This is a genomic window from Aeromonas sp. ASNIH4 (assembly GCF_002934425.1).
In the GTDB taxonomy this organism is placed as follows: Bacteria; Pseudomonadota; Gammaproteobacteria; order Enterobacterales; family Aeromonadaceae; genus Aeromonas; species Aeromonas hydrophila.
The window spans coordinates 4,549,511-4,563,624 of record NZ_CP026217.1 but is presented as its reverse complement, the minus strand read 5'-3'; the positions used below and the strand labels follow the sequence as shown (position 1 = coordinate 4,563,624).

At 59.7% G+C, this 14,114-nt stretch carries 13 protein-coding genes and 1 tRNA gene; 7 read left to right on the top strand and 7 right to left on the bottom strand.

The genetic code is table 11. The features are described from left to right. Positions 1-103 precede the first annotated feature (103 nt). Together C2U40_RS21475 and C2U40_RS21470 are read right to left on the bottom strand one after the other, a co-directional pair. Positions 104-319 carry a hypothetical protein gene (locus tag C2U40_RS21475; protein WP_103828818.1) on the bottom strand — a complete coding sequence of 72 codons (216 nt, stop codon included), beginning with the start codon at positions 317-319 and terminating at the stop codon, positions 104-106. A 12-nt stretch (positions 320-331) separates the two neighbouring features. Next, on the bottom strand, positions 332-1,282 hold the full coding sequence (locus C2U40_RS21470; protein ID WP_017781102.1) for an IS1595-like element ISKpn3 family transposase: 951 nt from the start codon (positions 1,280-1,282) through the stop codon (positions 332-334). A 783-nt stretch (positions 1,283-2,065) separates the two neighbouring features. Here C2U40_RS21470 and arcA point away from each other — a divergent pair. The 4 genes from arcA to C2U40_RS21450 all read left to right on the top strand — a co-directional run bounded on the left by arcA (position 2,066) and on the right by C2U40_RS21450 (position 6,885). Further along, a complete protein-coding gene (gene arcA / locus C2U40_RS21465; protein ID WP_103828819.1) occupies positions 2,066-3,286 on the top strand; it encodes an arginine deiminase in 1,221 nt (406 codons plus the stop codon). Positions 3,287-3,347: 61 nt separating this feature from the next. Next, complete coding sequence (gene arcC / locus C2U40_RS21460) at positions 3,348-4,274, top strand: carbamate kinase (protein ID WP_103828820.1); 927 nt, start codon at positions 3,348-3,350, stop codon at positions 4,272-4,274. A gap of 79 nt (positions 4,275-4,353) precedes the next feature. Then, positions 4,354-5,358 carry an ornithine carbamoyltransferase gene (argF, locus tag C2U40_RS21455; RefSeq protein WP_005339721.1) on the top strand — a complete coding sequence of 335 codons (1,005 nt, stop codon included), beginning with the start codon at positions 4,354-4,356 and terminating at the stop codon, positions 5,356-5,358. A gap of 123 nt (positions 5,359-5,481) precedes the next feature. Continuing rightward, positions 5,482-6,885: a YfcC family protein gene (locus C2U40_RS21450; protein ID WP_017409771.1), complete on the top strand. Its 1,404-nt coding sequence runs from the start codon at positions 5,482-5,484 to the stop codon at positions 6,883-6,885. 177 nt (positions 6,886-7,062) lie between these two features. On the opposite strand, the gene C2U40_RS21445 is transcribed toward C2U40_RS21450, so the two are convergent. From C2U40_RS21445 to C2U40_RS21430, 5 genes are all read right to left on the bottom strand, one after another. Continuing rightward, on the bottom strand, positions 7,063-7,554 hold the full coding sequence (locus C2U40_RS21445; RefSeq protein ID WP_016352302.1) for an arginine repressor: 492 nt from the start codon (positions 7,552-7,554) through the stop codon (positions 7,063-7,065). Positions 7,555-7,771: 217 nt separating this feature from the next. Then, positions 7,772-8,236, bottom strand: a complete 465-nt coding sequence (pyrI, locus tag C2U40_RS21440; RefSeq protein WP_011707750.1) for an aspartate carbamoyltransferase regulatory subunit — start codon at positions 8,234-8,236, stop codon at positions 7,772-7,774. A 16-nt stretch (positions 8,237-8,252) separates the two neighbouring features. Continuing rightward, positions 8,253-9,173 carry an aspartate carbamoyltransferase gene (pyrB, locus tag C2U40_RS21435; protein ID WP_016352301.1) on the bottom strand — a complete coding sequence of 307 codons (921 nt, stop codon included), beginning with the start codon at positions 9,171-9,173 and terminating at the stop codon, positions 8,253-8,255. Continuing rightward, complete coding sequence (locus C2U40_RS26280) at positions 9,154-9,348, bottom strand: hypothetical protein (protein WP_123785055.1); 195 nt, start codon at positions 9,346-9,348, stop codon at positions 9,154-9,156. The genes pyrB and C2U40_RS26280 overlap by 20 nt, the downstream gene beginning before the upstream one ends. A gap of 99 nt (positions 9,349-9,447) precedes the next feature. Beyond that, positions 9,448-9,990 (bottom strand): hypothetical protein, encoded by a 543-nt coding sequence (locus tag C2U40_RS21430; protein ID WP_103828821.1) that lies wholly within the window; start codon positions 9,988-9,990, stop codon positions 9,448-9,450. Positions 9,991-10,198: 208 nt separating this feature from the next. Between C2U40_RS21430 and C2U40_RS21425 the strand changes: the two genes are divergently transcribed. From C2U40_RS21425 to C2U40_RS21415, 3 genes are all read left to right on the top strand, one after another. Further along, a tRNA-Trp gene (locus tag C2U40_RS21425) sits at positions 10,199-10,275 on the top strand. Between the two features lie 292 nt (positions 10,276-10,567). Continuing rightward, complete coding sequence (locus tag C2U40_RS21420) at positions 10,568-11,938, top strand: phosphatidylserine decarboxylase family protein (protein WP_103828822.1); 1,371 nt, start codon at positions 10,568-10,570, stop codon at positions 11,936-11,938. A 250-nt stretch (positions 11,939-12,188) separates the two neighbouring features. Further along, complete coding sequence (locus tag C2U40_RS21415) at positions 12,189-14,081, top strand: methyl-accepting chemotaxis protein (protein ID WP_103828823.1); 1,893 nt, start codon at positions 12,189-12,191, stop codon at positions 14,079-14,081. Positions 14,082-14,114: the final 33 nt, after the last annotated feature.

Genomic DNA, 14,114 nt, shown 5'->3' with positions numbered 1-14,114 from the left:
GATGCAGGTGGCGTGGTCCGGATCCCATTCAGGAGATAAAGGAGGTAAAGGAGGGAAAGCTGAGATGACCCAAGAGGAGATCGCCTCCCCTTGGGCGAGAGGGTCAGGGGTGCTGGCTGCCACCGTACCATTGGCATAGGTAGGCGGGTACCAGCATCTGGGGTGCCTGGTCAACGTGACAGACCACCAGCGGCATGGCGGGGGCTCCCTGGGCATGCACCAGGGCAGGTGTCATGGGCAGGACCAGGGCGACGAGCAGAAACAGCGACGGGATCTTCATGGTTATCTCCTTGGTGACGGGAACGAATGTGACAAGCATCACTTTTCCTGATTACCCATGACCCTCAGCCAGCTTCAAGAGCCGATATGGCATCGGAGGGCTTGCCACGACTGCATGCCCCAATTCAACCAACATGCTCTTGAGGTCAAAACGATGATTAAACCGGAAGCAGTATTCCGCAAGATGCCTTGGTAAATGCTTCGCTCCGAGCGTATGGCAACTGCCCCGCAGCGAGTTTTTCACATTTCCTATCATCGTGTTTACCCAGTTGAATGCCGGATGATCCAGCCAGTCCAGGTTGCCCCCGGTGACAACACCCAGGTGCTCACAATTGGCCTCCTTGACCGCTTTAAAACAGGCCAATCCATCGGATATCACCGCGCTACCACTGGCAATATGCCGTTTTGCCCAATCAGCAACGGACTTGGTTTTGAAACCATCGACCACCGTCATCCGCATCTTGATTGGATGTCCTTCCTTGTTCAGGGCCACTGCTGCCATAAACGGCGTCTTGCCTGCCGCGCCCCGACCCCGTTTGCCACCACGGCGCTCGCCACCCCAGTAGACATCATCGAGCTGAATGATGCCGCTGATGGGCTGCTTGTCATCGGACTCTTTCATGGCTTGCAGCAGCTTGTGCTTGAGCATCCAGGCGGTGTCATATTTGACGCCCAACTGGCGCTTTAGCTCCATCGCTGACAAGCCTGTTTTGGTTTGTGACAACAGGTGCATTGCCAGAAACCACTTGGTCAGTGGGAGCTTGGTGTTTGCGAAAATCGTATTTCCAGTCAATGACATCTGGTGACGGCAGTGATTGCATTGCCACACACGTGGCCGCCTTCTCAGGCGACAACAGGTCTTGTTGGCACATTCAGGGCAGACAAAGCCGTTAGGAAAACGCCAAGTGAACAGCGCATTTTCGCACTGAGCCTCAGTGCCATAGTCCTTGAGAAACTCAAACAGACTGTAGCCTTTCTGGAATTGGATTTTGCTTTTGGCCATGATCTCGCACCTCGATAACTGTACGTAAGATCAGTATAGTTCGTGGTAACTGACTGCTAATCATGGGTAATCAGGTCACTTTTTGAGTTAAGGCGAACCCGAAATCGGCGCAAGGTGACTGAAAAAATTCAACTAATGAAAAAACTTTGAATCCCGGTTGCACTCCGGTCGGTGAAAAAGTCGCCATCAGGATGCGTGCAAAATGCATATCCATATAAAAGAGATAGTGCACACGACTTGGCAATGAGGCTCGCCATCTGGCCCGTGCAGGCCGCCATGATCTGGGACAATAGATGGATTATTCAGCGATAAAGGAGCAGGTGATTATTTATGTGAGAGCAAACGGGATGATAAGCGAGGATAAATTCAAAGGTGGGTGAAGTTTATTCAAAAAATGAGCGATTTGATTTTAATGTAATGATTTATTTGATATTTTTTATTGGTGACTATCCATTTGTGGATATCATGGATGAATGGAATTGCGTTCTTTGTGGAATATATTGGGGATTTATTGCGTATTTATGCCGGATGGAGGGTGAGGGAAATGTCAGATATGTAAACTCCATCATAAATTAACTTCTGAATTTATGCAGTCTCGGGTGAATGTGATCAATGTCCAAGTTTGGTGGAGCTGCCAGACCTAATCTCTGCGTCGAAAGGCAATGGCAGGATAGAACACAAGCCGAGTACCCTACATAAAGAATATTCCGCCTTAGCCACGAGCCTGAATAGAAGGAATCTATTCAATCACTCGCAGGGACCACTGCTAGACGGAATATCATCATGAGCAAATTTTATGTAGGTTCTGAAGTTGGCCAGTTGCGCCGTGTCATGTTGCACCGCCCCAACCTCAGTCTGAAGCGTCTGACCCCTTCCAACTGCCAGGATCTGCTGTTTGACGACGTCCTGTCCGTGGAACGTGCCGGTCAGGAGCACGACAAATTCGCTCAGGTACTGCGCGATCAGAATGTCGAAGTCTTCCTCCTGACCAATCTGCTGGCGGAAACCCTGGACGTGCCGGAAGCCAAAGCCTGGCTGCTGCAACACCAGGTCTCTGACTATCGCCTCGGCACTGCCCTGGCCAACGACGTGCGCTGCTTCCTGGCGGATATGCCTCACCGCGAGCTGGCCCGCATCCTCTCCGGCGGCCTCACCTACTCCGAGATGCCCTACAGCGGCGTCAACATGGTGGTCGGCATGCATGCCCCGACCGATTTCATCATCGAACCGCTGCCCAACCACCTCTTCACCCGCGACACCTCCTGCTGGGTCTATGGCGGCGTCTCCATCAACCCCATGGCCAAGGCTGCCCGTCGTCGCGAGACCAACCACGTGAAGGCCATCTACCGCTGGCACCCGCAGTTTGCCGGTCAGGAGTTCATCAAGTACTTCGGTGACGAGGAGCGCGACTACGACAACTCCACCATCGAAGGGGGCGACGTTCTGGTCATCGGCCGTGGCGCCGTGCTCATCGGCATGTCCGAGCGCACCACGCCGCAAGGGGTGGAGCATCTGGCCCGCAGCCTGTTCAAGCACGGTCAGGCGAAACAGGTCATCGCCATGGAGCTGCCGAAACACCGTAGCTGCATGCACCTCGACACCGTCATGACCCACATGGATGTCGACACCTTCTCCGTCTATCCGGAAGTCATCCGCAAGGACGTGAACTGCTGGAGCCTGACCCCGGGTGGCGCCACCGGCATGAACATCAAGGAGGAGGGTTACTTCGTCACCGCCATCGAGAAGGCGCTGGGGGTGGATCAGCTCAAGCTCATCACCACGGGCGGCGACAGCTTCGAGGCCGAGCGCGAGCAGTGGAACGACGCCAACAACGTGCTGACCGTGCGCCCCGGCGTGGTGGTGGGTTACGAGCGCAACACCTACACCAACGAGAAGTACGACAAGGCTGGCATCACTGTGCTGCCCATCCCGGGTGAAGAGCTGGGACGTGGTCGCGGCGGCGCCCGCTGCATGAGCTGCCCGATGGAACGTGACGGCATCTGACAAGACGGCGTGGCGCCGGCAGAGGCTGGCGCCACACTCACCAAGACTCGAGAGTAACACCATGAAAAAACCAACTGTCGTCGTCGCCCTGGGTGGCAATGCCATGCTCCGTCGTGGCGAGCCGCTTGAAGCTGACATCCAGCGCAAGAACATCGCCACCGCCGCCAAGACCATCGCCCTGATCGCCCAGGAGTACAACGTGGTGCTAGTGCACGGCAACGGCCCGCAAGTCGGCCTGCTGGCCCTGCAGAACAGCGCCTACACCAAGGTCACTCCCTATCCCCTGGATGTGCTGGGTGCCGAGTCCCAGGGCATGATCGGCTACATGCTGATCCAGGAGCTGAAGAACCTGATGCCGAGCCGCAACGTCACCGCGCTGCTGACCCAGGTCCAGGTCGACCCCGAGGATCCGGCGTTCGTCAACCCGACCAAGTTTATCGGCCCGGTTTATGAAGAAGTGGAGGCCCGCGCCCTAGCTGCAGAGAAGCACTGGTCGGTCAAGGCTGACGGCAAGTTCTTCCGCCGCGTGGTGCCGTCCCCGCTACCTCAGCGCATCGTCGAAGGCGACGCCATCGAAACCCTGATCGCCCAGGGCCACCTCATCATCTGTACCGGTGGTGGCGGCATCCCGGTGACCTGGGATGGCCAGAGCCTGACCGGCATCGAGGCCGTCATCGACAAGGACATGTCTGCCGCCTACCTGGCCAAGCAGATCAAGGCCGACGCCCTGCTGATCCTGACCGACGCCGATGCCGTCTACTTGGATTGGGGCAAGCCGACCCAGCGTCCGCTGCGGGTCACCAGCCCGGACGAGCTGGCCGGGGTCAAGTTCGATGCAGGCTCCATGGGGCCCAAGGTCGAGGCCTCCTGCGAATTCGTCAAGGCGACCGGCGGCATGGTCGGGATCGGTTCCCTGGAAGATGGTCTGGCCATCCTCAGGGGCGAAGCCGGCACCAATATCGTTGCCACTAATACCGTCAATGCCTGAGCCAATGCTCTGGCCTGAACAACTGCGTAGTTAACAACACTGCCCAAATTGGTCTGAACAAATATAGAGAGAACTCATCATGGCTTTTAATCTGCGTAACCGTAACTTCCTGAAACTGCTGGACTTCACCCCGCGCGAAATCCAATACATGATCGATCTGGCCATCGACCTGAAGAAGGCCAAATACGGTGGCTATGAGCGCAAGCATCTGGTCGGCAAGAACATCGCCCTGATCTTCGAGAAGACCTCCACCCGCACCCGCTGTGCGTTTGAAGTGGCAGCCTTCGACCAGGGCGCGCAAGTCTCCTACCTCGGCCCGAGCGGTTCCCAGATCGGCCACAAGGAGTCCATGAAGGACACCGCCCGGGTCCTCGGTCGCATGTATGACGGCATCGAATACCGTGGCTACGGCCAGGAGATCGTGGAAGAGCTGGGTGCCTACGCCGGTGTCCCGGTCTGGAACGGCCTGACCAACGAATTCCACCCGACCCAGATCCTGGCCGACTTCATGACCATGTTGGAGCACGGTAAGGGGAAGCGCCTGGATCAGATCAAGTTCGCCTACCTGGGTGATGCCCGCAACAACATGGGTAACTCCCTGATGGTCGGCGCCGCCAAGATGGGCATGGACATCCGCCTGGTGGCGCCGAAAGCCTTCTGGCCGGAAGAGGAGCTGGTCGCCAAGTGCCGCCTGATCGCCGAAGAGACCGGCGCACGCATCACCCTGACCGAAGATGTCAAAGAGGGTGTGCTGGGTGCCGACTTCCTCTACACCGACGTCTGGGTCTCCATGGGTGAGGCGAAAGAGGCCTGGGATCAGCGCGTGAAACTGATGACTCCGTATCAGGTCAACATGGATGTCATCAACGCCACCAAGAACCCGGATGTGAAGTTCATGCACTGTCTGCCGGCGTTCCACAACGATGAGACCACCATGGGCAAGGAAGTGGCTGACAAATATGGCATGAAAGGCCTGGAAGTGACCGAGGACGTGTTCGAATCCGAGCACAGCATCGTGTTCGACGAGGCCGAAAACCGGATGCACACCATCAAGGCAGTGATGGTTGCTACGCTGGGCGACTAAGGTCGCAGTAGTGGTGCCGGGGGGTGACCCCCGGCTTTTCGACCATGTGACAGCGGCATAATACCTCTAACCCTACGACCCGCAGCCTGCATGGATACCACACCCACAGAAGGAAGCTGGACCATGACCAAATTCAAGTTCCCGTCAGCCTACACGATACTGTTCGTGCTGATCGCCCTGGTGGCCGCCCTGAGCTGGATAGTGCCGGCCGGCAAATATGAAATGACCATGAACGAAGCCCTCGGCAAGGAAGTGCCGGTGGCTGGTACCTACAAACTGGTGGAGGGCAATCCCCAGGGGATCGTCGACGTGCTGCTGGCACCTATCGACGGTCTTTATAACCATGACACCTATCAGGCAGGCGCCATCGACGTCTCCCTGTTCATCCTGATCATCGGTGGTTTTCTTGGCATTGTGACCAAGACCGGTGCCATCGATGCCGGCATCGAGCGTGTAACCGACCGTCTGCGCGGCCGGGAAGAGTGGATGATCCCGATCCTGATGGCGCTGTTCGCCGCGGGCGGCACCATCTACGGTATGGCCGAAGAGTCGCTGCCGTTCTACACCCTGCTGGTGCCGGTGATGATGGCCGCCCGCTTCGACCCGGTGGTGGCTGCCGCAACCGTATTGCTGGGGGCCGGTATCGGTACCCTGGGTTCCACCATCAACCCGTTCGCCACCGTGATTGCCGCCAACGCGGCCGGTATCTCCTTCACCGACGGCATCTGGTTGCGCGTCGCCATGCTAGTTGCCGGCTGGCTGCTGTGCGTGGCCTATGTGATGCGTTACGCCAAGATGGTACGCAACGACCCGAGCAAATCGCTGGTGGCTGACAAGTGGGAAGAGAACCGTGCCCACTTCCTTGGCAACAAGAGCGATCAGATGCTGGAGTTCACCCTGACCCGTAAAATCGTGCTGGGTATCTTCGTCGCCGCCTTCGCCGTGATGATCTACGGGGTGGCCGTGCTGGGCTGGTGGATGGCGCAGATCTCCGGTGTGTTCCTGGCTGCCGCCATCATAGTCGGTGTCATCTCCCGCATGAGCGAAGAAGAGCTGACCTCCAACTTCATCGACGGTGCCCGCGACCTGCTCGGCGTCGCCCTGATCATCGGTATCGCCCGCGGTATCGTGGTGGTGATGGACAACGGCATGATCACTCACACCATCTTGCACAGCGCAGAAGGGATCGTGACCGGCCTCTCCACCGTGGTGTTCATCAACGTGATGTTCGTGCTGGAAGTGGTGCTCTCCTTCCTGGTGCCGTCCTCCTCTGGCCTGGCCGTGCTGACCATGCCGATCATGGCGCCGCTGGCCGACTTCGCCAACGTGGGTCGCGAGCTGGTGGTCACAGCCTATCAGTCCGCTTCCGGCCTGGTGAACCTGGTGACCCCGACCTCCGCCGTGGTCATGGGTGGCCTGGCGATTGCCAAGGTGCCTTATGTACGCTGGCTGAAATGGGTGGCTCCGCTGCTCGGTATCCTGACTGTGCTGATCGTGGTCTGCCTGAGCCTGGGGGCAGTGCTCTGATCCACAACGAAGAGAAAGCTGAAAACGGGAGCCACTGGCTCCCGTTTTTTATGGCTGACTCATGACGACTCAAGTCGTGGGGAGGGGAGAACGGATACTGATGAACCGCCTTGGCGAAGATCAGCGGCAACAAAAAGGCGACCTGCGGGTCGCCTCGAACTCTTCGGGGGAGAGGGCTTAGCGGGCTTGCGCCAGGGTGCGTACCACGGCAGCGTGGGCCTGACGGGTGCGGCTGATGTGGCGCGGGGCGACCAGCACCACGTCGTTGCCGGCGACGGCGCCCATGATCTCGGGATTGGCGTTGCGATCCAGCAGGCGGGCCACCACGGTGGCGGCGCCAGGGGTGGTGTGGATTAGCACCATCTGCTGGTTGTGCACCACTTCACGCACCATGTCGTGGATGGAGCGGGTGCTGCCGGCGGGCTCCAGCTGCTCGTCCACCAGGGTGTAGACCTTCTTGCCGTTGGCGTTCTGGGCCTTGGCCACGCCGAGCCGGCGCAGCAGACGGGAGATGGTGGACTGGCTGATGTCGGCGAAACCGCGCTCCGACAGCTCGCGGCGGATCTCCTCCTGGGTGCTGTAGCAGTGCTGGCCGATGATCTGGCGACAGGCATCCAGCTGGGCCAGATCGGGCTCTTGTTCCACGGGACGACTGAGGGTTTTGACCACGGCGAATTCCTTTGATGATGACCGACGGTAAACGCTCGATATCTGCCGCATTCGCTGAATATCAGCAAAAAATACTGGCAATCAATGCACTGGCAGGAAATGAGCGGGAATAGCTCTGTTTGGATGGCAAATTATAACCAACTGGTTATTTGGTGATGTGACAGGGGTCAAAAATGGGCCCCTTGGGGCCCACCTGGATATCTCTTGAGTCTGGCTATCAGTAGCGTTCGCTGACGATGTCCTGGGTGAAGGACTTCTCGCAGTACTTGCACTTCATCCGCACTACACCTTTCACCTCGCGCACCCGGAAGTAGCTGTCCACCGGCTCGTTGTGGGAGATGCAGTTGGAGTTGGGGCAGTGGAACACCCCGGCGATGAACTCCGGCAGCTCCAGCTGGTGTTTCTTCACCACGGCGAAGTCTTCGATGATGTTGACGGTCGCCTTGGGGGCGAACAGCGCCAGCTGGTTGGCCTGCTGTTCGGTCAGGCGGGTGTTCTCGATCTTGATGAGATCCTTCTTGCCCAGCGCGCCGGATTTCAGGTTGAAACCGACGGTGATGCGCTCCTGGGTTTCGATCAGCTGGAACAGCTTGAGGATCTTGATGCCCTGGCCGGCGGGGACGTGGTCGATGACGGAGCCGTGACGGATGGCTTCGACTTGCAGTTGGTTCTTCTCGGACATGATATACCCCTTTCCCTTAGACGGTTTCGTTCAGTACCAGAGCCAGCAGCGCCTGGCGTGCATAAACCCCGTTCTCCGCCTGCTGGAAGTAGTAGGCGTGGGGAGTCTTGTCGACCGCGACGTCGATCTCGTCGACGCGGGGCAGGGGGTGCAGGATCTTCATGGTGGGCTTGGCGCCTTCCAGGGTGGCCACTTCCAGCACGAACTTGGCGGCCATGTGTTTGTATTCGGTCTCGTCGAAGCGCTCTTTCTGGACCCGGGTCATGTAGAGGATGTCGAGCTCCGGCATCACCTCTTCCATGGTCTCGTGCACGCTGAACTGGATGCCTTTTTCTTCCAGCTCCTCGCAGATGTAGTCCGGCATCGCCAGCGCTTCCGGCGAGATGAAGAAGAAGCGGCAGTTGAACAGGCTGAGGGCCTGGGCCAGCGAGTGCACGGTGCGGCCGTACTTGAGGTCACCGACGAAGGCGACGTTGAGACCGTCCAGCTTGCCCTGCGTCTCGTGGATGGAGAAGAGGTCGAGCAGGGTCTGGGTCGGATGCTGGTTGGAACCGTCACCGCCGTTGATGACCGGTACCCGGGAGAACTCGGAGGCGAGGCGGGCGGCGCCCTCTTTCGGATGACGCATCACCACCGCATCGGTGTAGGAGCCGATGATCTTGATGGAGTCGGCCAGGGTCTCGCCCTTCTTGGCGCTGGTGTTGCCACCGTCGGCGAAGCCGATGATGTTGCCGCCCAGGCGCTGGACCGCGGTCTCGAACGACAGGCGGGTACGGGTGGAGGCTTCGAAGAAGCAGCTGGCAACCAGCTTGTCTTTCAGCAAGCGGGTGTCGGGCTCGGCCTTCAACCGCTGTGCGGTTGCGACCACCAGTTCCATGTCGGGCCGGGTCAGGTCCGAAATGGAGATGACATGTTTCTTATAGAGTGGATTGGTCATCGTCTGCATTCCCTTTGACATCAATGAAGGTTTTTCGGGCACAAAAAAAAGCCCCTGAAACAGGGGCTTTTTTTAAAAACAATTGGGGATCTGTGGGTCGGGAACCGGAAACAACGGGGCCGCTCTGGTGCGCTCCACCCGTCTGCAAGGCTGTCTTTTTCAGCAAAAACTGCATCGTCCTGTCCTGACCTTTTTTCAAACCGGACAGATTATAGAGTCGCATTTTGAATTGTCAAAAATTTATTTCAAAGGCAAGATTTGAACTGAAAAACGTTTAACTTTCGTGAACTGGCCGGCAAACCCACACCTGGTGTTCGGCCTGCAAGGGCTGCGCATCTTCGGCCATGCTGCGCAGATAGGCGAGTCTGTGGTGCCCCTCCAGCAGACAATAGGGTTGTGGCAGCGGGTGACCGTCCGGGTAGCTGCTGCCCGCCGCCGATGCCAGCACTATGATGGGTTCGGACCAGGTACCCTGGCTCAGCATGTACTCCCCGAGCCAGGATCGACGGACGTAACGGTTGTGCCTCAGCATCTCGCCCCAGCGTTCAACCACCTCCATATGGCGGGAGCCGGTCTGCTCGATGATCCTGGCGGTGGGCCAGCTTTCACACTCGAACTGGTGGCGGGCGAGATCGATAAAGCTCCAGTTGGATTCAAAACCGCGCCAATGGCGGTAAATCCACTGGGAGAGCACATTGTCGGGAATGAAGGGCACCAGCGGGGCGACCCGTGCCAGATAGTCCGGCAGAGCCTCAGTTTTGCTCTCATCCCGGAAGTTGAGCGGTGCAAGTTGTTGAAGTAACCGATAATTGAGCATGAGCAGCCTCCTCATTGCCTGGTCACCTCTTCACCCTACCCCCATTGCCGCGGCTTTCCTACCCAAACAAGGCTGTAAATACAGCGAGTTACCCCCTTTGGCTGCAAAAAGTAACGAGATTTGCTCGTCCTTTGTGCAATCGCACCGAAAGTGAGAAAAAAGCCTTTACCTTTGATCCCGGCTTTGTATAATTCGCCTCGTTTGTTGCAGGGGCGTAGTTCCAATTGGTAGAACAGCGGTCTCCAAAACCGATGGTTGCGGGTTCGAGTCCTGCCGCCCCTGCCATTTTTCAGAGAAGCCAGCTCATTGAGCTGGCTTTTCGCTTTTCCGGGCCTCCCGTTTTTTCCCGTCGTCCCTTGCCCCGCCTGCTGTAGCAGGGCGTTCCCTCTCGTTGTACTCGTTCATCCCGATCGCTAGTCGTTGTTGCGCCGGTTTGCCCTGTCGTTTCTGGCAATCGTCCCGTCGCGCTCCCTGTGCTACATAACAGGGTCGGTGCCCTGGCATGCCGTTGGCAGGTCGGCACTCAATGCTCAAGCCGTGGATTGTGGGCGTGAACATCAGCTGAGGAGAGCGAACCATGAACAAGGCAGTTGAAACCCGATTGAACAAGTCCCGTCCCGGTGGCTGGATCCCCCGCGATGGCGCCCATATCGAGCGCTGGATCCGGCGGATCAAGCACTACGTGACCCAGCAGCCGCGGGCGCTGGTGCTCCCCATCGCCGAGCTGCGGGATCTGGTCCATGCCGACCCTGCGCTGCATGCCCAGGCCGAAGCCATGTTCAAGGAAGCCTGGCGTCACAAGCACCTGACCCCGCTTGGTCAGCCGGAGGTACGCTCGTTCGAGGAGTTCCTGGGGCTGCTCAACGGCATCATGACCACGGCGCCCGAGGCGTATCAGGACATCCCCAGCCACGAGCCATCCGGTCTCATCGGCTTTCCCATCAATGCTCTGCTCGACTGGCCCATGGCCACCCAGTCTGGCTATCACTTCTTTGCCAACGCCCTGATCAACCAGCAGTTCAAGAAGATCCTCGACTACTGGGCCCAGTTCCTGCAAAGCCCGGCTTCCCGCTATGTGTTGAATGAACCGGTCAGCCGGCTGGATCAGGAGACCCTGGTGGTGCCCTGGCTTGGCAAGGTGGCCAAGGCCGAGATGGTCAAGGTGGCGAACGAGGCAGTCGGGGAGGGGCCCAACCCCACGCCGGGCAGCTTCGAGCAGATCTTCGAGTGCGAGCCGGCGGCCGAATACCACGGGTTCAGCTGCTGGGACGACTTCTTCACCCGGCGTTTTCGGGCCGGGGTGCGGCCGGTATCTGCGCCGGCGGATGACAGTGTCATCGTCAACGCCTGCGAGTCGGCGCCACTGCAGGTACGCAAGGAGGTGAGCCGCCGCGATCAGTTCTGGCTCAAGGGGCAGCCCTATTCGCTGGACAACATGCTCGATTTTGACGATCTGGCGCCCCGTTTCGAAGGCGGCACCGTCTACCAGGCCTTCCTCAGCGCGCTCAGCTACCACCGCTGGCACAGCCCGGTGAGCGGCACCATCCGCAAGGTGCGCATCGTCAACGGCACCTACTATCTGGAAAACCAGTTCGAAGGCTTTGCCGACCCGCAGGGGGCGGATCCCAGCGCCCCCAACAATTCTCAGCCGTTCCTCACCTCGGTGGCGACCCGGGCACTTATCTTCATCGAGGCCGACAACCCCAAAATAGGCCTGATGTGTGTGGTGCCGGTGGGGATGGCCGAGGTGTCGAGCTGCGAGATCACGGTGCAGGCGGGGGATCGGGTGCAGAAGGGAGATCCGCTCGGCATGTTCCACTTCGGCGGCTCCACCCACTGCCTGCTGTTCCGCCCCGGTGTCAGGCTGGAGTTCGACTTCCATGGCCAGACCCCAGGGCTGGATGCGACCAATATGCGGCTCAATACCGCCATCGCCCGTGTCAAGTAGCCCTGCCGGGCAGAGTATGGGAGGCCGCCCGCGGGCGGCCTTGTTGTTGTCATGTGAGGCTGCTTTTTGGCTCCTTCATGCGGGTTGTCAGCGGCATGGAATAGCGATCCAGTAATGACGAGTAGCGGGTTCTGTTGTTGATAGATGTAAAAATACTGGGATTCACTAAAGTCTGTTCAGCATGTGGCCGATAGCCTTGATTAAATAAGGGTCTCTCCCTGGCCCGTCACAACAACAAGGATCCGTAGTCATGACACTTTCGTTGCGCGGCAAACTGCTGGCCACCAGTCTGGGGGTGGTGCTGCTGATGGCCTCACTGCTCGGCATCGTTGCCTTTCACACCCTCAAATCCCGCACCATGAGCGCCATCCAGAGCGAGGCGGTCAACTATGGTCACGCCTACTCGGTCGCCATCGGCGACTGGATGGCGGATCGCAAGAACACGGTGCACGCGCTGGTGAACCTGATCGCCGACAACCCGCAGGCCGAGCTGGTGCCGCACCTGAAGCAGGCCTACACCTCGGGCGGGTTCGGGCTCACCTACTTTGGCTCGACTCAGGGGGTGATGACCCGCCAGGACCCCTCCCTCAACACCGGCAACTATGACCCGCGCGAGCGCCCCTGGTATCAGGATGCGGTGAAGGCGGGGCAGCTCATCGTCACCGCTCCCTATGTCAGCGTCACCATGCAGAAGCTGGTGGTCACTCTCTCCGAGCCGGTGCTGCATCAGGGCGAACTGGTCGGCGCCGTGGGGGCCAACCTGGCGCTCGACAAGCTGATCGACGAGGTGCTGGCGATGCAGGTGCAGGGCGAGGGGTACGCCATGCTGCTCGACAGCAGCGGCCTCATCGTCGGCCACCCCAACAAGGAGCTGGCGCTCAAGCAGATTGGTGAGCTCTCCCCCGACCTGTCGGCGGCCACCTTCCAGCAGTGGGGCCGTGAGAACAACGAGCTGCACGCCGCCATCCTGGACGGGCGTGACGTGCTGCTGGCGGTACAGCCGGTGGCAGGCACCGACTGGCTGCTGGCCATGGTGATGTATCGCGACGTGCTGGAGGCGCCGCTCGCCTCCCTGCTGTGGCAACTGGTGGGGCTGACCCTGGTGCTGATGCTGGTGTTCAGCGCCCTGCTCACCGCCATGTTCAAGTATCTGTTTGCCGATCTGGGCCGGGTCGCCGGTGCGCTGCACGACATCGCTCACGGCGAGGGGGACCTCACGGTGCACATCAACACTCGCAGCAAGGATGAGGTGGGTCAGCTGGCGGAGAGCTTCAACCAGTTTGTGGCGCGGCTGCATGGCATCGTCAGCCGGCTGCGCGACGTCACCGTCGAGCTGGCGGCCCAGTCCCGCGCCCAGGCGGCCGGGGCCCAGTCCCGCAGCCAGCGGGTACGCCAGCAGCAGGACGAGATCGTGATGGTGGCGACCGCGGTGACCGAGATGGCCTCCGCCACTCAGGAGATCGCCGGCAACGCCGAGTTTGCCGCCACCACCTCGGGCGATGCGGTCAAGCTGGCGGTCGCCGGCCAGTCGCAGGTCGGCCAGAGCCAGCGCAGCATCACCGGGCTCGCGGATGAAGTGGCGGATGCCAGCCAGATCATTGTGGAGCTGGATGCCCACGCCCAGAAGATCAGCGGCATTCTGGCCACCATCAGCGGCATCGCCGAGCAGACCAACCTGCTGGCGCTCAACGCCGCCATCGAGGCCGCCCGGGCCGGCGAGCAGGGGCGCGGCTTCGCGGTGGTGGCGGACGAGGTGCGGGTGCTGTCGCGCCGTACCCACGACTCCACCGACGAGATCCAGCAGATGATCGAGACCCTGCAGCAGACCACCCGTCGGGCGGTGAGCGGCATGGAGACCAGCCGCCAGCTGGCGGGCACCAGCGTGGAGGATGCTGAGTCTGCCAACCTGAGCCTGGGGCAGATCAACGAGGCAATCGGCGCCATCAGCGACATGGCTACCCAGATTGCGGCGGCGGCCGAAGAGCAGACCTCGGTCACCAGTGAGATCAGCCGCAACACCGAGAACATCCGCCATGTCTCCCAGGAGCTGGCCGGGCAGGCCAATCAGGAGGCGGCACAAGCGGCCGAGCTGAAGGGGCTGACCGAGCGGCTGGAACAGGAGATCGGCCGCTTCCGGCTCTGATCATCACTCGAACGTCCATGAAAAAGGGCAGCC